This window comes from Rhodococcus sp. RCBS9 (assembly GCF_029457415.1).
GTDB classification, from domain to species: Bacteria; Actinomycetota; Actinomycetes; order Mycobacteriales; family Mycobacteriaceae; genus Rhodococcus_F; species Rhodococcus_F qingshengii.
In genome coordinates, this window is record NZ_CP120422.1 from 1,561,500 (window position 1) to 1,584,839 (window position 23,340).

At 62.6% G+C, this 23,340-nt stretch carries 17 protein-coding genes; 11 read left to right on the top strand and 6 right to left on the bottom strand.

The annotated features are described in order from the left end of the window. Nucleotides 1-33 precede the first annotated feature (33 nt). Nucleotides 34-612, top strand: coding sequence for a GNAT family N-acetyltransferase (locus P0M12_RS07440; protein WP_231782552.1), 579 nt, complete (start codon nucleotides 34-36; stop codon nucleotides 610-612). Here P0M12_RS07440 and P0M12_RS07445 read toward each other — a convergent pair. From P0M12_RS07445 to P0M12_RS07470, 6 genes are all read right to left on the bottom strand, one after another. After that, a complete protein-coding gene (locus P0M12_RS07445; protein ID WP_277377564.1) occupies nucleotides 603-1,109 on the bottom strand; it encodes a ClbS/DfsB family four-helix bundle protein in 507 nt (168 codons plus the stop codon). The two genes, P0M12_RS07440 and P0M12_RS07445, sit on opposite strands and share 10 nt — an antisense overlap. A gap of 87 nt (nucleotides 1,110-1,196) precedes the next feature. After that, nucleotides 1,197-2,132 (bottom strand): alpha/beta hydrolase, encoded by a 936-nt coding sequence (locus P0M12_RS07450; protein ID WP_231782554.1) that lies wholly within the window; start codon nucleotides 2,130-2,132, stop codon nucleotides 1,197-1,199. 32 nt (nucleotides 2,133-2,164) lie between these two features. Continuing rightward, nucleotides 2,165-3,244, bottom strand: a complete 1,080-nt coding sequence (locus P0M12_RS07455) for a dipeptidase (protein ID WP_007732718.1) — start codon at nucleotides 3,242-3,244, stop codon at nucleotides 2,165-2,167. 97 nt (nucleotides 3,245-3,341) lie between these two features. Next, nucleotides 3,342-4,736 (bottom strand): serine hydrolase domain-containing protein, encoded by a 1,395-nt coding sequence (locus P0M12_RS07460; RefSeq protein WP_228232244.1) that lies wholly within the window; start codon nucleotides 4,734-4,736, stop codon nucleotides 3,342-3,344. 217 nt (nucleotides 4,737-4,953) lie between these two features. Then, nucleotides 4,954-5,709, bottom strand: coding sequence for a histidine utilization repressor (hutC, locus tag P0M12_RS07465; protein ID WP_024487384.1), 756 nt, complete (start codon nucleotides 5,707-5,709; stop codon nucleotides 4,954-4,956). A 109-nt stretch (nucleotides 5,710-5,818) separates the two neighbouring features. Next, nucleotides 5,819-10,465 carry an NAD-glutamate dehydrogenase domain-containing protein gene (locus P0M12_RS07470; protein WP_238565226.1) on the bottom strand — a complete coding sequence of 1,549 codons (4,647 nt, stop codon included), beginning with the start codon at nucleotides 10,463-10,465 and terminating at the stop codon, nucleotides 5,819-5,821. A gap of 234 nt (nucleotides 10,466-10,699) precedes the next feature. Here P0M12_RS07470 and P0M12_RS07475 point away from each other — a divergent pair, with 234 nt between their 5' ends. The 10 genes from P0M12_RS07475 to hutI all read left to right on the top strand — a co-directional run bounded on the left by P0M12_RS07475 (nucleotide 10,700) and on the right by hutI (nucleotide 23,318). Beyond that, nucleotides 10,700-11,869: an acyl-CoA dehydrogenase family protein gene (locus P0M12_RS07475; protein WP_007732726.1), complete on the top strand. Its 1,170-nt coding sequence runs from the start codon at nucleotides 10,700-10,702 to the stop codon at nucleotides 11,867-11,869. 11 nt (nucleotides 11,870-11,880) lie between these two features. Continuing rightward, complete coding sequence (locus P0M12_RS07480) at nucleotides 11,881-13,023, top strand: CoA transferase (RefSeq protein WP_007732727.1); 1,143 nt, start codon at nucleotides 11,881-11,883, stop codon at nucleotides 13,021-13,023. Nucleotides 13,024-13,060: 37 nt separating this feature from the next. Continuing rightward, the gene (locus P0M12_RS07485; protein WP_003939923.1) at nucleotides 13,061-13,723 is read left to right on the top strand and encodes an IclR family transcriptional regulator; all 663 of its coding nucleotides are present in this window, start codon (nucleotides 13,061-13,063) and stop codon (nucleotides 13,721-13,723) included. 90 nt (nucleotides 13,724-13,813) lie between these two features. Continuing rightward, entirely contained in the window at nucleotides 13,814-14,605 is a 792-nt protein-coding gene (locus P0M12_RS07490) for an IclR family transcriptional regulator (RefSeq protein WP_007732728.1), read from the top strand. Nucleotides 14,606-14,714: 109 nt separating this feature from the next. Beyond that, nucleotides 14,715-16,283: a histidine ammonia-lyase gene (hutH, locus tag P0M12_RS07495; RefSeq protein ID WP_007732730.1), complete on the top strand. Its 1,569-nt coding sequence runs from the start codon at nucleotides 14,715-14,717 to the stop codon at nucleotides 16,281-16,283. Continuing rightward, the gene (locus tag P0M12_RS07500) at nucleotides 16,280-17,353 is read left to right on the top strand and encodes a histidinol-phosphate transaminase (protein ID WP_007732736.1); all 1,074 of its coding nucleotides are present in this window, start codon (nucleotides 16,280-16,282) and stop codon (nucleotides 17,351-17,353) included. The genes hutH and P0M12_RS07500 overlap by 4 nt, the downstream gene beginning before the upstream one ends. 16 nt (nucleotides 17,354-17,369) lie before the next feature. Next, the gene (locus tag P0M12_RS07505; RefSeq protein ID WP_007732738.1) at nucleotides 17,370-18,734 is read left to right on the top strand and encodes an FAD-linked oxidase C-terminal domain-containing protein; all 1,365 of its coding nucleotides are present in this window, start codon (nucleotides 17,370-17,372) and stop codon (nucleotides 18,732-18,734) included. A 203-nt stretch (nucleotides 18,735-18,937) separates the two neighbouring features. Next, nucleotides 18,938-20,374, top strand: a complete 1,437-nt coding sequence (locus P0M12_RS07510) for a cytosine permease (protein ID WP_003940251.1) — start codon at nucleotides 18,938-18,940, stop codon at nucleotides 20,372-20,374. Nucleotides 20,375-20,416: 42 nt separating this feature from the next. Continuing rightward, entirely contained in the window at nucleotides 20,417-22,090 is a 1,674-nt protein-coding gene (gene hutU, locus P0M12_RS07515) for a urocanate hydratase (protein ID WP_007732742.1), read from the top strand. A 37-nt stretch (nucleotides 22,091-22,127) separates the two neighbouring features. Continuing rightward, nucleotides 22,128-23,318, top strand: a complete 1,191-nt coding sequence (gene hutI, locus P0M12_RS07520; protein ID WP_277377565.1) for an imidazolonepropionase — start codon at nucleotides 22,128-22,130, stop codon at nucleotides 23,316-23,318. Nucleotides 23,319-23,340 lie beyond the last annotated feature (22 nt).

The following is a 23,340-nucleotide window of genomic DNA, read 5'->3' on the forward strand; positions in this document are numbered from 1 at the left end:
CGACGGAAGACCTCACTGTGCTGAAGTGGCACTATGCAGAATTCTGTTCGACCGCTGTCCATCGACGACCTCGACCGTGCCGCCGAGGTTCTCGGCGAGGCGTTTGCCGACTACCCCTGGACGAACTGGTGCGTCGCCGAAGACTCCCACGTGGAACGCGTCGCGACTCTGCAACGGATCTACCTCGAACACCTGGCACTACCGTTCGGGCGTTCCTACATAGACGATTCCGGCAACGGCGTCATCGCAGTCCTGCCGCCGGACGCTCCAGAGCCTGATGAAGCGACCGTCGAGAAGATCGTCGAACTGCACGGAGATCGGTTCGAGCGCGTTCTTCAGGCTGACGAACAACTGTCTGCGCTTCCCGTCCCCGACAACGCGTGGTCGTTGGCAACGATCGGTACGACGCCGCGCTCACGCGGAACCGGATTGGGTTCTGCGCTACTGAAACATGCTTTGGCGGAACTGGATCGAACCGAACAGAATTGCTGGCTCGATACGTCGACCGAACGAAATCTACCGCTGTACCAACGGTTCGGTTTCACGATAGCAGGCGAAATCTCACTGACTGACGGACCGACGGTGTGGCGGATGCATCGACTTCAGGGCTGATTGTTCGACTTCAGCACTCGCCGAATCATTTTCGACAACGACGCGTATTGGGTGATCGTGTTGACGGCGATCCACCTCGAGACCGGCCACGTCCGGGTCCACGAGAAAACCCCGACCGACAGCAGTTGATCGTCGTCAAGGGTCTCGATGTAGTTGCGCAATATCGCAACAGCAGCTCCCAAGCGGTCACGAAGCTCCTGAGCCGGAATGTCGATGCTCGCGTCGACAACCGACTGGTTCAGTGCGGGTGTTTGCGTCCACTTGTAACCTGCCGCCGGCGTCTGCGGAGCCTCGTCTCGCAGCCCGGCACCTATCCACTCTGCGACGGCCTCTGCCCACCAGACACGCACAGCGAGTGCGTCGTGCACCGTCCACGCGTCGACGGCAACGGCGTCGAACGCATCGGCCTCGGCGACGCCGTCGAGTAACGCTTCGAGTTTCGAATACGCCGAGTCCAGCTCGCTCACCAGTTCTTCGCGTGACCAGGTCTGCGCCACAATGCCTCCGAACGATCAGTGGAGAAGAAAGAAGCGGGACCATCTCGACTCGATGGCCCCGCCTCCAACTTTAACGTCCTCCCGGATTCAGTTCAGCTCACCCAAGAACCTTCCGAGGTTCTCGGCGATTTCCTTCGACCTGGTGTGGTGCAGGTAGTGGTCTCCGTCCAGCAAGATCACCTCTCCGTGATCGACGGAGGCTGCCTGCCCCTCGTGCAGCTCTGTCCAGCCCTGAACTTCTGAATTGTTCACGGCGAACAACAGAATCGGAAGATCGGCTGGGAACGTCTTGCCGATTGCTTCAGCAAAGTTACTCGAAAGATGATCCATCTCGTTGAGATAGGTATCGCTGAAGTTGTTCTTCGCAGTCAACTGTCGCATCTCGTCCTTTGCGGCGGGATCGAGGTACTCGTCCGAGGCTTCACCACCGACGACCTTGGACAGCAATTCCGCCAAGCCCAATTGCCTTCCAACTCGGAGTGCGTCGATCGGGAATTTGGTATCCATGTTCGGCTGCCCTGGAACACTGCTGTCGATACCCACGAATGCGGTGACCTCGTCACGGTACTTCGCGGTGTAGTCCAGCGCATAGAGACCAGTGATCGAGTGCCCCATGAGGATGTATTCGTCAATTCCCAGCGACTGTACTGCCGTATGAATCTCTTCGACGATGTTCGCAGTCGTGCGGTCCTTGTCCGTTCCATCACTGTAGCCGTAACCGAAGGGCTCGATCGTGACGACGCGGTAGTCAGGTGCGAGCTCGTTGACAAGCGGTGTGAAGTCGAGAATCGGTGCGGACGTTCCGAACCCGGGTAACAGCACTATGGTCTGATCGCCGGTGCCGCGGATCGAGTAGCTCATGTTCTTTCCGTCGACGGACACGAACTGGTTGCCCGTCTCCCCGGCCGGAACGCTCGCTTTGCTGGAGCCGACATTGAATACGAGCGCTATCGATACCAGCACAACCAGAACTACGGACACCGAAGCAACCAGCTTCAGTGCAACGGTACGAATCTTCTTCATTCTCATCCTCATCTTCTCGGGCGTCGATACGGCTAGGAAAGGCTCGACATCGAGGCCGCACTGGTCTCGTCGAGCACACGCAACACGTTGTTGCCCATCAGCTTTGCCAAGTCCTCCGCGGACCAACCGCGTTCCGCCAGACGGTCTATCAACACCGCGAAACCGGATACGTCCTGCATACCGTCCGGAAAGTCGTCGAACCCATCGTAGTCACTGCCCAAACCGATGTGGTCGATGCCCGCGACGTCTCGGGCATGCTCGACGTGGTCGGCGAGATGGTCCACTGTCATCGCCGGTCGTGGGCCGACTCGCCCGCCTTTGAACCATTCGTTGTACTCGGCAGAAAGGAACATGGGTACAAAGGCGATCATGATGACCCCGCCGTTGTCCGCGAGCAGTCGCATGACGTCGTCGGGAACATTACGGGGGTGACCGCATAGCTGAGAGCACGACGAATGGCTGAAAATCACCGGCGCCGAAGACGTCTCGATGGCATCTCTCATCGTTTCCACCGAGACGTGCGACAGGTCGACGAGTACGCCGAGCCGATTCATTTCGCGCACGATCTCGCGACCGAAGTCGGTCAGCCCGCCGTGTACTCGAGTGTCCGTCGCGGAGTCCGCCCACCCGGTGTTGTCGTTGTGCGTCAGCGTCATGTACCGAAGACCAAGGCGCGCCATCATTCTCAGGACACCGAGCGAGCTGCCGATGCTGTGACCGCCCTCCGCGCCCAACAAGGACGCGACCTTGCCCTCGCTCCAGATGCGACGCACGTCGTCACCTGTACGCGCGAATTCGAAAGTATCCGGGTATCGCTCGATCATCCGGTACACGTAGTCGATCTGTTCGAGTGTGTACTGAACCGCCTCTGGCTCCGTCCGGTCACACGGGGTGTAGACCGACCAGAACTGCGCACCGACGCCGCCGCGACCGAGTTTGTCGATGTCGGTTTGGAAGATGGAATCCTTCTCGAGATTCTCCACCGAGTATGCGGCAGTTTCGCGAGCCGTCCAGGCCAGATCGTTGTGACCGTCGATGACCGGCGCAAGGCCGTAAGCATCGAGTGCCGCGGGGTGATTCACGTCCGGAAAAGGAGCGAGAGGTTTCATCATGAGTTTTCCTCGAAAAGTAGTGCGGGCAGGTCGAGGGCCCTCATCGCCTTCGACCTGCCCGAGATTTCATTCAGCGGAGAGAATCATCTCGCCGCGACTAGTCGGAAATCTTCTTGAAAAGCCTTGTCATGTAAAGATATTGCTCGCCATCGATCGTGAGATGAGCCATCTCACCCGAAGCGCTCTCGTTACTGATCGAGAACCTGGAGGCGGACAGAGGCACGACCTTGGTGGGCGGAGCCGGCGGCTCGCCGTCGATCTCGACCTTGGCGAAGTTCTGCACCTGGAATCCGCCGTCCTCGCCGCGCGTGAGTTCGATTCGCACGGTTGTCGATTCATAGGTTCCGAGAATGTGCGACAGGTCGATGTCTTCCGCATTCGGCTCGGACTTCGGCTCCGGCAGAACGAGATCGAGCTCCTGGGCGATCTCCTTCTCGATGTCGTGGGCCAGGGCGCCGCCGCCACGCGAGTTGGTCACCACGGCCATGGCGAGACCGAGCTCGGGGAAGGTGTGAAAACGAGTGATCTGGCCGATCGTCGCACCACCGTGCTGCGCGGACGTCACGCCGCCCCAGTCGGACAGGATCCAGCCGAGACCCCAGGCCTGATCGACGCTCGAGACCGCGGTCAGGTCGAATTGCGGAGTGCGCATCAGGCGCGCGGATTCTTCGGACAGAATGCGTTCACCCGTCAATGCGAGTCCGTCACGCATGTGTGCAGCACCGAAGGTCAGGAGCGAGCTGACCGATCCGGTGATGATCCCGGCCGGACCGATACCGCGCGGAAGCAGCCACTGCTTGGTCGGAATCACCTTGTCCGGCGACGTCCGATCCGGGTTGGCCACGTGGCCGACGGCCGTGCGGAACAGCGGCGCGTCCTTGGCCTTGGTGATGATGTGCGTCAATCCGAGTGGCTTCCAGAGATATTCGACCAACGCCTCGTCCCACGTCATCTCACGAAGGACCTCGACGATGCGGCCGGCAACGGCAAAACCCGCGTTGCTGTAACTCAGATGCCCGCCGGGCTCGGTGACGCTGATCGCGGTCGCGAGTTCGTCGACGTACTTCTCGACGCAGTCGTCACCGTCACCGGTGTCGTTGAACAGGTCTCCGTCGATACCGCTTGTGTGCGTGAGCAACTGGCGGATCGTGATTTCCTTCGTGTTGGAAGGATCCGCGATCGTGAACTCCGGAAGCACCTCCACCACCAGGGTGTCCAGCGTCAGCTTGCCCTCGTCGACGAGCTGCATGATCAGCGTCGTCGTCCAGATCTTGCTCGCGGATCCGTACTGGAACAGGGTGTCTGCGTCGACGTCGACGCGCGTGTTCAGGCTCGTCACTCCGGTGGTGATGACACGGATATCCGCCGCGCAGTCTTCGCCCAGCGCGATCACACCGACCTGCGCGCCCGGTACCGAATGCTTGGCTGCCAGTTCGTCGAGGCGTTCCTGCCACTTCGGGGCGACAAGTAGGTCCTTGGGCAAGTCGGTCACAGGTCGAACTCCTTCGATCATGGAAGCGAGCGGCGTAGACGGCGTTGCTGGGATCCGCTCAGGTCTCACTCGTCGGGAAGTGAGGTTGCGGAAGCAATAACCGTCCACCCATGATCTCAGTGTGCTCGCAGTCACGTCCTGGTCGATTGCACCGAAGTCGGCCCCGAAAATGGTGCAATCGGACGAGCGAGTGTTCAGGATTCGCCATTCGAAACGATCAGCGCTCGAAGGTTCCTTCCAAGCGATTGCGTGAACCCGGATGGATCAAGCGCGCCGCGCTGACCAATCCGTTAGCCGACCAGGTGCGGCGGCGAATCAGCAGGCACGGTTCCCCGCGATCGATGCGTAACAGCTCGCATTCGTCCGGGCTACCCAACACCGCTTCCACGACATGCTCGCCGCGAACCAGAGGCGCAACGTCACTCAAGTAGTTGTTGGGGGTGATCGCGGTGAAGTCCTGGCGCAGATAGTCGGGCGCCTCGTTCGGATTCACGAATCGGTCTTCCACCTGAATCGGAGTTTCGTCCTCGAAGTGCACCATCAGCGAATGGAACACCCGTTTGCCCACCGATTCACGAAGGAACGTCTGCCCGTGGTCGGTTTCTTCCTCACGAACGAAGACGACCTCGGTTCGATGACGGTGGCCGCGGCGCTGAATCTCGTCGGCGATGTTCTTGACTTCGAACAGCGGGGACGCGGTCTTCGTGGCGGCGACAAAAGTACCGACCCCCATCATCCGCACGATCAGACCGTCGCTGGTGAGTTCGCGAAGCGCTCGATTGATCGTCATTCGTGACAACCCCAGCGCACTGACCAGTTGATTCTCCGAAGGCAGCTGATCGCCTTCGGTCCACCGACCCGAGTTGATCTGCGAGACCACGAGGTTCTTGACCCGTTCGTAGGCAGGGGCGGACTCGCCGCCTGCCTCGTTGAACAGCACGGCGAGTTCTGCGTCCACTTCGGCAATCGCCATCGCCACCACCCGTTCGTCGAAAACCACCGAGTCGGTTCTCCCGTTCGGCCTCCGAAGTCTATCCGCCTCGTGCACCTTTCCGATCCATCCGCGAGCGTCCGCGCCGGACCTAACCCACCATGCGCCGCAATTGGCTCGTCGCAACCGAAAGCGCAGCAAGATCGTGTTGCCCGGACGCCTCGATCTCTGCGAGCGCGAGAGTGGACCTCTCGATTCTCGACGCATTCCTTTCTTCCCACCTCGAGAGTTTTTCCGCTGTCGTGTCACCCGCTTCCGCGTCGGCCAAGACGTCGAGGGTCAGGGCCCGCACCGTCGAGTACAACTCGTCCCGCAACGACAACCTCGCCAACGCGTTCCATTTTCCGTCCTTGCTCAATGCCGACACTCGATTGAGCATCGGGACGAGCCCAACATGCTCACCGAGCCGGAAATAGAGTTCGCCGGTCTCCGAGATCGTCCGATCGGCAAGGTCCGCGATCTCCACCACGTCGAGCAGTCCGAACTGATCGAGCAATATCTCCACTCGCCTGACCAGGTTCTCCGGCGCGCCCTTGTCCGTGATGAGGACCGTTCGCGCAGCCAGGTTCCGCTGATCTGCGCCTACCAGCCAGTCATCGAGCTCTGCCGACGCCTCCGCGATGCGATCACCGAATCTGCTGATCTCGGCCCCGACGGCCAGCGGTTGCGGACGACGTGTCAGCATCCACCGTGACGCCCGGTCGAGCAGTCGCCTGGTGAGCAGGATCAACTCGTCGGACACTGCGGTCGAGATCGAGGCTTCGCTGATGTCGTGCCACAACCCCCACAGTCCGAACACCTCGGAGACCACAGTGAAGGCACGTACTGCGTCTTCCGGATCAGCGCCGACTTCTTCACCGAGCCGATACGCATAGGTGATGCCGCCTCGATCGATGACGTTGTTCGTCAGCACTGTCGCGACGATCTCGCGACGAAGTGGGTGCCGGTCGAGGGCGTCACCCCCTGCAACTCGAACGCCCTCCGGAAAATAGTTCGCCAGCACCTGGCGGTAGATCTGGTTGTCGATCGAGCTTCCCGCCAACAGCGTGGATTTCAGATCGAGCTTGACGTGGGCCATCAGTGTGGCGAGTTCCGGCGACGTCAGCCCCGTTCCCGACTTCTCGGCCGCGGCGAACTGCTTCTTGGTCGGAAACCCTTCGATGACACGGTCGACGATCCCGCGCGATTCGAGGTTGGAAATCACTCTGCCGTGCACACCGATCATCGCCCCCGCATCCGCCCGCGTGGTACCCATCAGTTCGTTCTGCGAACGGTTGTCTGCGAGAACGAGTTCTGCGACCTGGTCGGTCAGCGATTCGAGTAGTGCGTCACGACGTGAGTCCGTGACGACGCCTGAGCTGATCAGGGAGTCGAGAAGGATTTTGATGTTCACCTCGTGGTCGGAACAATCGACTCCGGCCGAATTGTCGAGGGCGTCTGTGTTGATCCGTCCACCGCCGCGTGCGTATTCGATCCGTCCGGCCTGGGTGAGGCCGAGATTGCCTCCTTCACCGATCACTCGGGCACGCACTTCGTTGCCGTTCACCCGAACGGCGTCGTTGCTCTTGTCGCCGACTTCGAGGTCGGACTCACCGGAGGCCTTGACGTACGTTCCGATGCCGCCGTTCCACAACAGATCTGCCGGGGACCGCAAAATCGCCCGAATCAGTTGCGGTGGAGTCAGTTCGGTGACGTCGTCCTCGAGGCCCAGTGCCTCTCGTATCTCGTCACTGATCGGAACGCGCTTCGCCGAGCGTTCCCACACTCCGCCGCCGGCACTGATCAAGGTCGGGTCGTAGTCGGCCCACGAGGATCGGGGGAGCGCAAAGAGACGTGATCGCTCGTCGTACGAGCGCTCAGGCGACGGGTTCGGATCGACGAACACGTGCCGATGATCGAACGCCGCGATCAGGCGAATGTGTCTGCTGCACAACATACCGTTGCCGAAGACGTCGCCACTCATGTCTCCGATCCCCACCGCGGTGAAGTCATCGTGCTGGGTATCGACGCCGAGCTCACGGAAGTGCCGCTTGACACTTTCCCAGGCGCCCTTCGCCGTGATACCCATGGCTTTGTGGTCGTAGCCGACCGACCCGCCGGACGCGAAGGCGTCGCCGAGCCAGAATCCGTACTCCGCGGCAACCTCGTTCGCGATGTCGGAGAACTTCGCAGTTCCCTTGTCCGCGGCGACAACAAGATACGTGTCGTCTCCGTCGTGGCGAACGACCCGCCGCGCCGCGACAACGGCCCCGCTCTGCTTGTCGACGTTGTCGGTCAGATCGAGTAGTCCGCGAATGAAGGATCGGTAGCAATCGATCCCGGCCGCCAACGCAGCTTCTCGGTCTGCGTCTGCGCCCCGCCCTGGAACCGGTGGGCGTTTGACGACAAATCCGCCCTTCGCTCCGACAGGCACGATGACTGCGTTCTTGACTGCCTGCGCCTTCACCAATCCCAGTACCTCGGTGCGAAAGTCCTCTTTCCGATCCGACCAGCGCAAGCCGCCGCGAGCCACCGTACCGAAACGAAGGTGCACACCTGCTACATCGGGTGAGTACACGAATATCTCGAACTTCGGTCGAGGGAAAGGCAATACGGACAGCTTCTCCGAATCGAACTTCAACGAGAGCGCGCCGAGCGATTCAGTGGGATACACGAAATAGTTGGTACGCAACGTGTTACGGACCAGTTCGGACAACGCGCGCAGGATCCGATCGGCGTCGAGTCCTTGCACCTGCGCCACGGCCGTTTCCACGTCCGCTGCTGCACGTGCACCTCGATCTCCGTCGACGACGTCAGGATCGAAACGGCTCTCGAACAATTCGCACAATCTGCCGGCGATCTCGGGATGATCGGCAAGTACCTCGGCGACGCGACCGGTGCTGTAAGGAAATCCCGCTTGCTGCAAGAACTCCGCGTATGCCCGCAGCACCACTACCTGTTTCCAGCCGAGTCCCGCGATCGCGACCAATTCGTTGAACGAGTCCGGCTCGGCGTCACCGTTTCGAACCGCGGCAAACGTCGCCGCGAATCGCGCGGCAAAGTTGTCGAAGCCTTCGACCGGAGCACTCGGATAGTCGAGCGTGAACTCGTAGATCCTGGACTGTTCGGTTCCCGCCGGTGCGATCTCGTACGGACGCTCGTCGACCACTTCGACGCCCAGGCTCTGCAATACGGGCAGCACCTCGCCCAGCGAGAGCGGATCACCCGAGACGTACAGCCCGAGACGGTGAGTACCCGGTCCGTCGACAGAACGGGCCAACCGTGGACTTACTTCTCCGGGCGCGAGGCCCTCGAACACCGCCATGTCCTCGGCGGCTCGGACAGCGTCGAAATCCTGCTTGTATGCCACCGGAACGCGCTCGGCGAACCGAGCACGCCTGCGCCGCTCGTCGTAGTGCGAAGCATCCAGAACGAATCGTTCGTCCCACGTCAGGCACGCGTCGACGACGAGGTCCCGAATCTCCCGTGCTTGTCGCGCCGACGCGAAGTTCGCGCCGCCGCCGACTGTGGCCGTGAAATGTACGACGGCCAAGGGGGATTCCGAGACTCGACTGGAGAACTCGATATTGTGGGCACCGAGTGCGTCGGCGAGTACCGACTCGGCCGTTGTTCTGATCGTCGTACTGAATTTCTCGCGCGGAACGAAGAGCAAAGCCGACAACTCTTGATCTCGCCCTGTGACCGGGGAACTTCCCACCGGTTGCAAGAACAGATGGATCGATGTGCGGCCGTCCACGGAAGTGAGTTCGTCCAGCGCGTCCGCGATTCGGGCCGGCTCGGCCGCCAGGAGCACTGTGACCGGAATCGACTGAATCACTGCCAGCATCGATTGTCCGACAAACGAATCGACGGTGGATCCTGAGGCCTCGAAGATGTCTGCGACGCGTCCTCGCACGAGCGGGGTTCGCCTGACGTCGGCGACGATACCGGTCGCGGTGAAGAACCCGACGAATCGGTACGCACGGTCGCCGACGGACACGTCGATCTCGGTGGCGTATTCGGATCCACCGAACCCTTGCCGGAGGTACACCACTGCAATCGCGAGGGGCGCCGCTTTCGAATCCGAAGAGCCGGTTGGATCGGGGAGCACGCCGATGGCGTACGGCTCGTCACTGTCGACAGTTCGCGCACCACCGATGACACTGAAGTTTCCGGCGCTGCACCACCGGAGAAAGTCAGCTTCTTCGGCGTAGCCGTTCGAGTCCAGTTGCTCGCGCGCCTCGTCGACGAGGTCCCGCAGGGGCACGGAATCGCGGAAGGCACGCGCGATACGGTCGAGGATTCCGGCGACGTCGTCCGCGATCACCTGCGCCTGCGCGTCCGAACAGTGTGCGGGTAGTCCTATGTGGATCCATGATTCGGTGCGCTCCCCGGCCCGGGCGTCTTCGGTGCTGTGCGCCGGTTGTACGGCTGTGCGAAGCACGGGGTGCACCACGAATTCAGGTTCCACGCGGGCACGGGCAAGTGTCGCCAAGACCGCTTCGACGAGCTGCGGCATGTCGTCGCCGACGTATTGAATCGCGGGGCCATCCCCTAACTCCCCGGCCGGCGCGAGTCGCGAGATCGACGAGTTGTGTCCTCGTCGACGCGAAAGGTCCATGTGCGCGGCGACAATCGCCAGCTTGCGGTCTTCGGCGAGCGCAGCGTATCGATCCGCCGACAAGCCCTCGAAATACGTACTGGACACCCTCCTCACATTCTCGGAGTCCGGTGTCGTGTCGACTGAAACGAGGCTCATGTCAGCACCTTCCGTCGAAAGCCACGCTGCTTCCGACTTGTAGTGGGTTCGATCCGCAATCAACTTGTCTATACAGGCTTAGACAAGTTGATCATTGCAGAACGTGAGCCGCGACACAACAACTTCACCCCTGGACAAATTCGCCACCCTCGGCCATAGTCAGTCCATGCCAACTAGTGGCAATTAGATTTCATTAGATGAAATTCGTAACTATTCCGCCTCGAAGGAGCCCCCGTGACTACCCAGACCGCGCCCGACACCGACAGCGTCGATCTCGCAGAGTTCCGCAGCACTGTCCGAGCCTTCGCCAACGCCGAGATCCACCCAGGAGCAGCCGCACGCGACGAGTCCAAGGAGTTCCCGGCGCAGCTGGTCAAGCGCCTCGGGCAGCAGGACCTCATGGGCATTTCCGTGCCCGAGGAATTCGGCGGCCTGGGTCTGTCGACACGAACCCAACTGGTCGCCATCGAAGAAGTTGCACGCACCGACGCCGCGCTGGCATCGATCTACACCGCCCACTACCTGGGCCTCGAGCCGATTCTCGTCGGCGGCTCCGAAGAGCAGAAGCATCGCTGGTTGCCCCAGCTCGCGTCGGGCGAACTACTGGCCGGCTTTGCACTCACAGAACCCGATGCCGGCTCCGACATCGCCTCGATGCGTACCGTCGCCCGACGCGAGGACGACGGCTGGCATCTCTCCGGATCGAAGACGTACATCTCCAACGCCAAGGAAGCCGACCTGGTCGTGCTCTTCGCCAAGACGGACCCGAGCGCAGGATTCCGAGGCATCACCGCCTTCGTCGTCCCCAAGGGAACTCCGGGAATCAGCTACTCGGAGCCGCAGGACAAGATGGGAATTCGTTCGGCCCCGACGTACACCGTCTACCTCGACGACGTCGTTCTGCCGCTCGACTCCGTGATCGGCACCGAAGGTCGCGGCGGCAACATTGCCTTGACCGCCCTGAACCGAGCACGCATCGACGTAGCGGCAATGGCAAACGGCATCGCTTTGCGCGCTTGGGAACTGGGACGCGAGTACGCAACGGAGCGAAAGCAGTTCGGCACGCCGATCTTCGACTTCCAGGCAATCCAGCTACTCCTCGGTGGCTGCGACGCGCAACTTGTCGCATCACGCGTCACCGCAGACTGGGCCGCCGACGTCAAGGACGCCGGTCAGGACATCCGCCGCGCCGCATCGATTTCGAAGTACGTCGCCACCGAAGCCTGCTTCTCGATCGTCGATCAAACCGTACAGATCCACGGTGGCGCAGGTTTCATGCGCGAATCGGAAATCGAACGCCTGTACCGCGATTGCCGCATTCTCCGCATCTTCGAGGGCACCTCGCAGATCCAGTTGCTCACCATTGCCGGCAATGCTCCGTCGCCGCGTTCCACCGAGTTCTGAAAGGCGCGGACATGACTGCACTTCCCCCACTCGACGGCATCCGGGTCATCGACCTCTCACGCGTCCTTGCCGGACCCTACTGCACCGCACTGCTTTCCGACGCCGGTGCGGACGTCGTCAAGATCGAATCCGAACACGGTGAAGACTCTCGGCACCTCGGCCCGTTCCGCGACGGCGAGAGCATCTACTTCAACGTGCTCAATCGTGGCAAGCGTTCGGTGGCACTCAACCTCAAGAACGACGGGGACCGTGAGGCGCTATTAACGCTCATCGAGACCGCCGACGTCGTCGTCGAAAACTTTCGCCCCGGCGTCACCAAGCGCCTGGGAATCGACTACGAGGCTGCGCGGGCTCGCAATCCGCGGATCGTGTACGCGTCCATCTCCGGTTTCGGACAGGACGGGCCCATGTCCGGAGCCGCCGCCTACGACCTTGTAGTCCAGGCTCTTTCGGGAATCATGAGCATCACCGGTTCGGAGGAATCCGGGCCGACACGATTGGGTGAGTCGTTCGGAGACCTGGTCGCCGGGCTGTTCGCCGCCTGGGGAATCAGTACCGCCCTGCTGAGTGCACGGGCGAGCGGACTCGGGCAGCACCTTGACGTCGCGATGTTCGACAGCATGCTCGCCATGCTGCCGACAGCACACAGCCAACTGCAATCCACCGGGCTCACTCCCCCACGCGTCGGCAACCGTCATCCGGTGTCAACACCGTTCGACACCTACAAGGCCGACGACGGACTCTTCGTCCTCGCGGTTGCGAGCCAGTCGGGTTTCGAGAAGCTGGCGCAGACGATGAATCGCGTCGACCTGATCGCAGATCCTCGATTTGCCGACGACACCGCCCGGACCGAGAACGAACCGGCACTGCGCAAGGAGATCGAAAACTGGGCTGCCGGAAAGACCGTCTCCGACGTGGTCGATATTCTCGGCGACGCGGGCCTCGCCGGCTCGGAAATCTGGGACGTCCAGCAGGCACTCACCTCCGCGCAGGCCGAGTATCGCGGAGTCGTCGAATCGTTCGAGCACCCGGTAGCAGGAAAAATCTCCTACGTACGACAACCCGTCGTGTTCGGTGATAGCCGACGCCCCGATGTCCGCCGCAGTCCCCTGCTGGACGAGCACCACGGTGAGGTACTGCCGGGCTCGCGATAGATTCAGCGCAGACATCCCTCGGCACTTGGAGTAGGACATGGCCCCCGGCGACGTGACCCGCAGCGCGAATCGCACGTTCGAACTTCTCGGTGCGATCGTCGAGCACGGCGGGTTGACGCTCGGCGACGCCGCCAAGGCAACCGATCTGGCAACCAGTACCGCGCTTCGCCTGATCAGAAGCCTCGAACAAACCGAGTTCGTCGTCCGCGGCGAGGACAACGTCTATCGCGTCGGCCCGCGGCTACTACAGATCGGGGCTCGCGCACTCGGTGACAATCAACTGTTGCCGAGAGCGCGGCCCGCGATGAAGGCCATCGCCGAAACCACGAGAGAGTCGACCTACCTGTCGACGAAGGGACCGAAAGACACTGCGCTGTATCTCGATCAGATCGAGGGCACGCACGCGATCCGCCACATGGGGTGGGTGGGCCAGAGCGTTCCCCTGGACGGCACCGCCGTCGGCGCAGCGTTGAGCGGCAAGGTAGGCGAGAGCGGGTACGCCATTGCGCACGACACCATCGAGGATCACTCGACCGGAGTTGCCGCGCCGATCTACAACGCGGTCGGTCAGATAGCCGGAGCGCTCAGCGTCGTGGGCCCGACATTCCGTCTGACGGACGAGGTCTGCGCCAGCCACGGTCGTGTCTTGGTGGAGCACTGCGCCCGGTTGTCCGCGGAACTCGGCAGCCAGACACCCTGACCACCCCGAGCACTTGGCGATTCAGTCTCGTATCCGAGACAATGTGGTTCCCCGCTCCACCTCAGCCCTACCCGTAAGGACACACCCCACATGACGACGAGCCGCGTGAAATCTGCTGAGCGCGTGCTCGACGTGCTCGATCTCCTGGCCCGCCGGGGTGTGCCGCTGGCGACGGCAGAAATCTCCAGCGCCCTCGAGCTGCCGAAGAGTACGACGCATCACCTCCTCAATGTCATGCGGGATCGACGGTTCGTCTCGTACTGGGCTGATCAACGCGCCTGGACCCTGGGTGTCTCGGCGTTCGAAGTCGGTGCGTCGTACATGCGGTCCGGCCCACTTCACCGTGAGGGCCAACGATTCATGCTGGCACTCACTCAGTCGACCGACGAGACCTCCCATCTGGCGGTACTTCAGGGTTCTGACGTCATCTACCTCGACAAACGTGAACCTCTGAAGCCCGGCGTTCGGTTGGTGACCGAGATCGGGACCCGCCTTCCGGCGCATCTCACCGCAGTCGGGCGGGCGATTCTGAGCCGTCTGGATGCGGAACAGATCAGCGCGCTCTACGAGGGGTACACCTGGCCGACGCGGACCGGAACGGGTCCGTCGACGCTCGCCGAACTGCGAGAACTGCTCGCCGCAGCACGTGAGAGCGGATATGCGGTCGAAGAGAATGCGACGACATCCGGGATCAACTGCATCGCCAGCCCCGTGATCACACGGGACGGTCGTCCGGTCGCAGCTCTCGGCGTCACCTTCCTCTCCGGCTCCAAATCGGCCGAGGAGAGTGCCCTGATCGCCGACCGAGTGCGCGCCGTCAGCGCCGAGTTCTCCGCCGATCTCGGAGATCGAATGGTGGAGACCCCGACCGCAGACATGTAGCCAATTTCTCCGTTCCGTACTTTGCGGGCCTTGTTTTCGTCTCATATTCAAGACTAGAGTCTCGTATACAAGACTTTGTTAGATAGCCACGCATCATCATTGGAGTCCCATGAACGCCACCCCTGCCACCCAGACAGCCACCCGAACCATCGAGGTCGGAATCGGCGCTGTCACCATCGCCGACGTCGTCGACGTCGCGCGCAACGGATACGGCGTTGCATTGACCGCGGAATCACTGGCCGCGATCGCCGAAAGTCGTGCACGCATCGAAGCCCTGGCCGCAGACCCCACACCGGTCTACGGAGTTTCCACCGGATTCGGCGCACTCGCCACCCGGCACATTCCGGCGCATCTGCGGACACAGTTGCAGCGCAGCCTGATCCGCTCACATGCGGCAGGTTCGGGACCGGAAGTCGAACGCGAAGTGATCCGGGCCTTGATGCTTCTGCGTCTGTCGACGCTCGCCACCGGGCGGACCGGAGTGCGCCCTGTAGTCGCACAGGCGTACGCCGACCTACTCACCGCAGGCATCACCCCGGTGGTGCACGAATACGGCAGCCTCGGATGCTCGGGAGATCTGGCACCACTGGCGCATGTGGCGATGGCAATCATCGGTGAAGGTTCCGTCCGCACCGCCGACGGTGAACTCACCGATGCGGCAACGGCATTGGCTGCCCATGGTCTCGAACCGGTGGTTCTGGCCGAGAAGGAAGGCCTCGCACTGATCAACGGTACCGACGGGATGCTCGGTCAACTGGCCCTTGCGATCACCGATCTCGATCATCTGCTCAAGTTGGCCGACATCGCTGCCGCTATGAGCGTCGAGGGCTTGCTCGGCACCGATCAAGTGTTCGCCGCCGATCTTCAGGCGCTTCGCCCCCACCCCGGACAGGGCGCGGCCGCCTCGAACATGGTGCGCTTGCTTGCCGACTCCCCGATCGTCGCCAGCCATGCGGGCCCTGACTGCACCAGAGTTCAGGACGCGTACTCACTGCGGTGCGCACCGCAGGTTGCCGGCGGCGCACGCGACACCGTCGATCACGCCCGACTGGTTGCCGGGCGCGAATTGGCCAGTGCTGTCGACAATCCCGTCGTCACTCTCGACGGAAGGGTTCGGTCGAACGGTAACTTCCACGGAGCTCCCGTGGCCTACGTCTTGGACTTTCTCGCCATCGTGACCGCGGATGTCGCGGGTATCAGCGAACGCCGAACCGACCGCTTCCTCGACGTAGCACGCAATCACGGTCTGACCCCCTTCCTCGCCGACGACCCCGGTGTCGACAGCGGACTGATGATCGCGCAGTACACACAAGCTGCCATCGTGTCCGAACTCAAGCGACTCGCGAGCCCGGCCAGTGTCGATTCGATTCCCTCCTCGGCCATGCAGGAAGATCACGTCTCCATGGGATGGTCGGGTGCACGCAAGCTCCGCCGGTCCATCGACGGTCTCACCCGAGTTCTCGCGATCGAGATACTGACTGCAGCACGAGGAATCGATTTGCGCTCCCCACTCGAGCCCTCCCCCGCCACCGGAGCCGTCCTTCGGACCCTGCGCGAGAAGGTGCAGGGGCCGGGTACCGATCGCTTCCTGTCCCCCGAGATCGAGGCCGCGGTGGACTTGGCGGCATCGGGTGCACTTGTTGCGGCCGCGGAGAACGCGATCGGCGCCCTGGCATGAGCGCGCCCGGTGCGCTGAGGCCTCGCCCCCGACCCGAAATCGAAGCACTCCCTCGATACTCCAAAGCCGCCGGCCTCGAGCAGGTTCGGTGGCGGGCGTCGAGCAACGAGTCGACGGTTGCACCCTCGGCGGCCATTCTCGAGGCCGTCAATCTCGCGGCCTCACACTCGCACTTGTATCCGTCGCTGTTCGGCGACACGCTGATCGCTCGGTTGAGCGGCCGCCTGGGCGTCGGCGACGACCAGGTATTGGTCGGCGCCGGTTCGTTGGCACTGCTCCAGCAGGTATTGACCGCATACACGGGCCCTGGCACCGAAGTCGTCTACCCGTGGCGCAGCTACGAGGCGTACCCGATACTGATCGGAATCGCCGGGGCGAGCGGTGTCCCCGTCGCACTCGATTCCGAACATCGGCACGATCTGAGTGCAATGTCGGCAGCCGTGACTCCGCGGACCCGCGCAGTACTCGTCTGCAACCCCAACAATCCGACCGGAAGCGAGTTCTCGACCGCCGAGTTCGTCTCGTTCGCCCGCTCGATCCCGGGTGACGTCCTCATCCTTCTGGACGAGGCTTACCGGGAGTTCGCGACCAGCGATGTCGACGGCGTCGACCTGCTTCGAGCCTTTCCCAACATCGTCGTCTTCCGAACCTTCTCCAAGGCTTACGGATTGGCCGGACTTCGTGCCGGCTATGCCGTCACCAACTCGGCGATCGCAGCGGATCTTCGCAGCGCTGCACCGCCCTTCGGGCTCAGCGCCGTTGCCGAGGCCGCAGCCTGCGCGGCCCTGACCGATCCGGCACACACCGATTCGATAGCCGAAACGGTGACCGCGGGTCGTTCTCACCTACGTGAGCAATTGGCTCTGCGCGGCGTCGAGACGGTCCCGAGCGGTGCCAACTTCGTGTGGATCCCTCTCGGCAAGAGAGCTTCTGCACTCGAAGCGGCCTGCGTCGCGCAGGGTGTCTCGGTCCGGATGTTCCCCGGCGAGGGAGTGCGGGTGACCGTAGGTGAGCGGGCAGCAGAAGACGCCGTGATCGCCGCTGTGGATGCACTCGCACACAACCTTTGACCGACTGGAGAAAAGAATGTCCGTCCACGAACTTGCTCGGTCGATCGGTTCGAGTCGCCTGATCACCGACCCTGCGGTAATGGACTCGTACCGCCGTGACGAGGCCCATCTCGCCGAACCCGGCCATCCGGTAGCCGTCATGCTCGCCGAAACTGCGGCCGACATTTCCGAGGCTCTGAAATGGGCTACTGCTCACCGTGTCCCGGTGGTAACCCGCGGTGCGGGAACCGGTTTGGCGGGCGGCGGGGCAGCCGTCGAGGGCTGCCTGGTCATCTCGACCACTCGCATGCGCTCGATTCTCGAGGTCAATCCGGACGATCAGCTCGCTGTCGTGGAAGCCGGGGTGATCAACGCTGACATCAGCCGAGCAGCAGACGAGTACGGGCTGATGTACGCCCCTGATCCGAGCAGTTTCGAGATCTCCACGATCGGCGGAAACATCGCCACCAACGCCGGTGGACTGCGTTGCGTGAAGTACGGCGTCACCCGCGATTCAGTCCTGGGTCTCGAGGTTGTGCTCGCCGACGGTCGGATCGTGCGGACAGGCCGAAGGACCGTCAAAGGTGTTGCGGGATACGACTTGACCAGTCTTCTTGTCGGTTCGGAAGGAACACTCGGAGTCGTCACGAGTGCCACGCTGAAGTTGCAGCCCAAGCCCAAGAGAGCACCGGTCACCGTCGTCGGCAGTTTCGATTCTCTCCGCTCCGCAGCGGACGCGGTTGCCGCGGTCGTTCGCGACGGAATCGGGCCGAGCCTGCTGGAGCTGATCGATCGAGCAACGCTGCGCGCCGTCGACGACTGGAAACGAATCGGATTGGAAGACAACACCGCCGCGATGCTGATCGCACAGGCCGACGGGGTCGATGCCGACGCAGCAGCCGCGGCGATGCAGAAACACTTCGAGAGGGCGGGCGCCGATTTTGTCGCCGTCTCGCAGGACGCGGCAGAAGCCGCACAGCTACTCGAGATTCGCCGACTCGCCTATCCGGCTTCCGAACGACTCGGGCAATGTCTCGTGGAAGACGTCGGGGTCCCGCGGTCGAAACTGCCCGACATGCTCGAGAGTATCGACCGAGCGGCCGCCGAGCACATGGTCAAGATCATGACTGTCGCGCATGCTGGTGACGGCAACGTCCATCCGACCTTCGTCTTCGACCGCGCTGCCGACGGCTCGGTCCCCGAAGCCGTGTGGACCGCCGCGGACGAGGTCTTCCGGCGTGCTCTCGAACTCGGCGGAACTCTGACCGGAGAGCACGGCGTCGGCGTTCTCAAGCGTCGCTGGCTCTCTCTCGAGCTCGGTGAGGACAGCATGCAACTGCACCGATCGATCAAGGCTGCCTTCGACCCGCTCGGAATCCTCAACCCGGGTAAGGGTTTCTGATTTCTCGCGCGGTGTTACACAGCATTTACGCGAAAACGGGTCCCGGGTATTGACGCCTGTATATACAGGCATATACATTTATCCGCAGTGACAGTGACCCAGCGCACAAAGCACAAGGCGCAAAGCACCAAGCACGAAGAAGGTGGGCAATACCCCGACGTCGATTCCGTCGCTCGACGGGCTCGCAGCAGAAAGACAGGCCTATGACTCACGATGGACCGGCCGAGGTCATCCTCACTCCGGAACGACGCACTATCGACGTCGTCCCGGATGCAGAACGACACGGCACCCCGCGCAGCCAGTTCACTCTCTGGTTCGGCGCCAACATGCAGATCACTGCAATCGTCGACGGCGCTCTCGCCGTCGTATTCGGCGCGGACGCCATCTGGGCGATCGTCGGACTTCTGATCGGCAACATCTTCGGTGGCGCTGTCATGGCGCTTCACTCCGCACAGGGCCCGCGTATGGGTCTCCCCCAGATGATCTCGAGTCGCGCCCAGTTCGGCGTCAAGGGAGCAGTCGTACCGCTTGTTCTCGTCATCCTGATGTACCTCGGCTTCGCTGCCACCGGCACCGTGTTGGCCGGACAGGCCGTCAACAAGATCCTGCACATCGACAGCCCCACCGTCGGCATCGTCGTCTTCGGTCTCCTCACCGCATTCGTCGCGGTCACCGGCTACAAGCTGATCCACATCGTCGGCAGGATCGCCACCGTCGTGGGCATCGTCGGATTCTCCTACCTGGCCGTTCGACTGTTCCTCGAGTACGACGTCGCCTCGTACGTCGGCATCAAGGGCTTCGACATAGTCACCTTCCTGCTCGCGATCTCGCTGGGTGCCGGTTGGCAGCTCACCTTCGGCCCGTACGTCGCCGACTACTCGCGTTACCTGCCGCGCAGCACTTCCGAGAGCACCACGTTCTGGTCGACGTTCCTCGGTAGTGTCATCGGATCGCAGTGGTCCATGACCTTCGGCGCTCTCGTCGCGGCCTGCGCCGGCGACGCGTTCCTGGGTAACCAGGTCGGCTTCATGGGAGATCTGGCCGGACCCGCTGCCATCGCCTTCCTGATCTACTTCGTCATCCTGGTCGGCAAGCTGACGGTGAACGTGCTCAACGCCTACGGCGGATTCATGTCGATCCTGACCACCGTCACCGCCTTCAACGGACAGTCGCGAATCTCGAGCACCGCGCGCACCCTCTACATCCTCGGTTTCACTGCGGTCTCGGTCTTGATCGCCATCGCCGCCAGCGCCGACTTCCTGGACAACTTCAAGAACTTCGTCCTGGTGTTGCTGATGGTGTTCACGCCGTGGAGTGCGATCAATCTGATCGACTACTACCTGATCTCCAAGGAACGCATCGACATTCCGGCGCTGTACGACGTCAACGGTCGATACGGAGCATGGAACTTCACCGCATTGGCTTGCTACGCCGCCGGCGTTCTCGCCCAGATCCCGTTCCTCGCCCAGAAGATGTACACCGGCCCCGTCACGGACATGCTCGGCGGCGCCGACATCTCGTGGCTGGTCGGCATCGTGTTCACCGGGCTGATCTATTACCCACTCGCCAAGCGCACGAGCAATCCCCCTTCGTCGATGATCTACCCCGATCACACCGCGATGACCGACTCTCGCGTCTGATCCCCCAACGTCTTTCGAACTTCAGCAAGCTAGGAGAACACAATGGAAATCAGCACCCCCGGCCACGAGCCGCGCCCCGTCCGAGCTCCCCGCGGCCCCGAGCTCACGACGCTCGGTTGGCAGCAGGAGGGTGCCCTGCGCATGCTCATGAACAACCTCGACCCCGATGTTGCCGAGCACCCGGACAGCCTCGTCGTCTACGGCGGAACCGGTCGCGCAGCGCGTAGTTGGGCTGCCTTCGACGCCATGGTCGCCACGCTGAAGACCCTGAAGAACGACGAGACCATGCTGGTGCAGTCCGGCAAGCCGGTCGGTGTCTTCCGCACCAACGAGTGGGCACCGCGAGTGCTGATCGCCAACTCCAACCTGGTCGGTGACTGGGCGAACTGGGAAGAGTTCCGCCGTCTCGAAGACCTCGGCCTGACCATGTACGGCCAGATGACCGCAGGCTCCTGGATTTACATCGGCACCCAGGGAATCCTGCAGGGTACGTACGAGACCTTCGGCGCCATCGCGAAGAAGCGCTACAACGGCTCACTCGCCGGAACGATCACCCTCACTGCGGGTCTCGGCGGCATGGGCGGCGCTCAGCCTCTCGCCGTCACCATGAACGACGGCGTCGCGATCTGCGTCGACTGCGACATCACCCGCATCGACCGTCGTATCGCCCACAAGTACCTCGACACCAAGGCAGACAGCATCGAGCACGCGCTCGAACTGGCGACCGCGGCACGCGATGCCAAGAAGCCGCTCTCCATCGGCCTCGAAGGCAATGCGGCAGAGATCTTCCCGGCGCTGCTGGAGATGAAGGCCCCCATCGACATCGTGACCGACCAGACCTCGGCGCACGATCCCCTCGCCTACCTGCCGATCGGCATCGACTTCGGCGACATGAAGACCATGTCGGAGAAGGATCCGCAGAAGTTCACCGAAGATTCCCGCAACGCGATGGCCGCACACGTCAAGGCCATGGTCGGATTCATGGACGCCGGCGCCGAGGTATTCGACTACGGCAACTCCATCCGCGACGAGGCCCGCAAGGCCGGCTACGACCGTGCATTCGACTTCCCCGGATTCGTTCCCGCCTACATCCGTCCACTCTTCGAAGAAGGCCTCGGCCCCTTCCGCTGGGCAGCGCTCTCGGGTGATCCCAAGGACATCGAGGCCACCGACAAGGCCATCCTCGAACTCTTCCCCGAGAACGAGCACCTGCGCCGCTGGATCACCATGGCCGGCGAAAAGGTTGCCTTCGAAGGCCTTCCGGCTCGCATCTGCTGGCTCGGATACGGTGAGCGCCACCTCGCCGGCCTCAAGTTCAACGAGATGGTGGCCTCGGGCGAGCTCTCCGCACCGATCGCCATCGGCCGCGATCACCTCGACTCCGGATCGGTCGCCTCGCCGTACCGCGAAACCGAATCGATGATCGACGGGTCCGACGCGATCGCCGACTGGCCGCTGCTCAACGCCCTGGTCAACACCGCGTCCGGCGCTTCGTGGGTTTCACTCCACCAAGGCGGCGGCGTCGGTATGGGACGCTCCATCCACGCGGGACAGGTGTGCATCGCCGACGGCACCGAACTCGCAGCCAAGAAGCTCGAAGCAGTTCTCACCAACGATCCCGGGATGGGCGTCATCCGGCATGCGGATGCAGGATACGACCACGCCATCGACACGGCGGCCACGCGCGGCGTCCGAATCCCGATGACCGAGAACTGAAACAGCTCCACCACCTCACCCTGAGTTAGGAATTACATTGACCACGAATGGTTCTCGAACCACAGTTCTGACCAACATCGGAACCCTCGTCACCAATGACCCGACTCTGGGTGAGGGCAAGCTCGGCGTACGACACGACGCGGCAATCGTTTTCGACGAGGGCGTTGTTGCTTGGGTCGGCGATTCCGCCGACGCCCCGGCTGCCGATATCGGTCAGGATCTCGGCGGTCGGGCCCTGCTCCCCGGATTCGTGGAGAGTCACTCGCACCTGGTGTTCGGTGGCGAGCGGGCCGAGGAATTCGCAGCTCGCATGGCGGGCGAGAAGTACGCCGCCGGCGGTATTCGCAACACCATCGAAGCGACGCGCTCGGCCACCGACGAACAATTGCAGGCCAATGTTCGACGCCTACTCGACGAATCCCTGCGCTCGGGCAGCACAACCGTCGAATGCAAGACCGGATACGGGCAGAACACCGAGAGCGAACTACGCAGCGCACTGATCGCCGGACAGTTCACCGACGAGGTCACACTGCTGGCCGCCCACGTTCCACCACCCGAATATGCCGGTCGCGCCGATGACTACGTCGCCATGGCGTGCGACGAGATGATCCCTGCCTGTGCGCCACACGCGAAGTGGATCGACGTCTTCTGCGAGCGAGGCGCGTTCAACCGCGAACAGGCACATGCAGTCCTGAGCGCAGGCGTCGCCGCTGGACTGATCCCCCGCGTCCACGGCAATCAACTCGGCGAAGGGCCAGGAGTTCAGCTCGCCGTCGAGATGAGAGCCGCGTCCGTCGATCACGTCACCTACGTCACCGCCGAGGACATCGACGCCCTGGCTCAGAGTTCTACCGTCGCAACACTGTTGCCCGGCGCCGACTTCTCCACCCGCAACAAGTACCCCGACGCCCGCGCACTGCTGGACGCCGGCGTCACAGTAGCTCTCGGCGCCGACTGCAATCCCGGCACCTGCTACACCACCAGCCTCCCGTTCTGCATAGCAATTGCGGTGCGAGACATGCACATGACACCCGCCGAGGCAGTCTGGGCAGCCACTGCAGGAGGCGCCCGGGCGCTGCAGCGCACCGACGTCGGAACCCTTTCTCTCGGAACACGTGCCGACGCCATCGCGCTCGATGCACCGTCGTACCTCCACCTCGCCTACCGCCCGGGCGTCCCTCTGGTGCGCGAGGTCTGGAAAAACGGCGCACTCGCCACAAGCTACTGAAATACACTCACCGGGAGGCCGT

Excerpts from the sequence above, each read along its gene's own strand:
- P0M12_RS07440 (WP_231782552.1), top strand. The coding sequence starts at position 34 with ATGCAGAATTCTGTTCGACCGCTGTCCATCGACGACCTCGACCGTGCC.
- P0M12_RS07450 (WP_231782554.1), bottom strand. The coding sequence starts at position 2,132 with ATGAAGAAGATTCGTACCGTTGCACTGAAGCTGGTTGCTTCGGTGTCC.
- P0M12_RS07455 (WP_007732718.1), bottom strand. The coding sequence starts at position 3,244 with ATGATGAAACCTCTCGCTCCTTTTCCGGACGTGAATCACCCCGCGGCA.
- hutC (WP_024487384.1), bottom strand. The coding sequence starts at position 5,709 with ATGGCGATTGCCGAAGTGGACGCAGAACTCGCCGTGCTGTTCAACGAG.
- P0M12_RS07470 (WP_238565226.1), bottom strand. The coding sequence starts at position 10,465 with ATGAGCCTCGTTTCAGTCGACACGACACCGGACTCCGAGAATGTGAGG.
- P0M12_RS07480 (WP_007732727.1), top strand. The coding sequence starts at position 11,881 with ATGACTGCACTTCCCCCACTCGACGGCATCCGGGTCATCGACCTCTCA.
- P0M12_RS07485 (WP_003939923.1), top strand. The coding sequence starts at position 13,061 with ATGGCCCCCGGCGACGTGACCCGCAGCGCGAATCGCACGTTCGAACTT.
- P0M12_RS07490 (WP_007732728.1), top strand. The coding sequence starts at position 13,814 with ATGACGACGAGCCGCGTGAAATCTGCTGAGCGCGTGCTCGACGTGCTC.
- hutH (WP_007732730.1), top strand. The coding sequence starts at position 14,715 with ATGAACGCCACCCCTGCCACCCAGACAGCCACCCGAACCATCGAGGTC.
- P0M12_RS07500 (WP_007732736.1), top strand. The coding sequence starts at position 16,280 with ATGAGCGCGCCCGGTGCGCTGAGGCCTCGCCCCCGACCCGAAATCGAA.
- P0M12_RS07505 (WP_007732738.1), top strand. The coding sequence starts at position 17,370 with ATGTCCGTCCACGAACTTGCTCGGTCGATCGGTTCGAGTCGCCTGATC.
- P0M12_RS07510 (WP_003940251.1), top strand. The coding sequence starts at position 18,938 with ATGACTCACGATGGACCGGCCGAGGTCATCCTCACTCCGGAACGACGC.
- hutU (WP_007732742.1), top strand. The coding sequence starts at position 20,417 with ATGGAAATCAGCACCCCCGGCCACGAGCCGCGCCCCGTCCGAGCTCCC.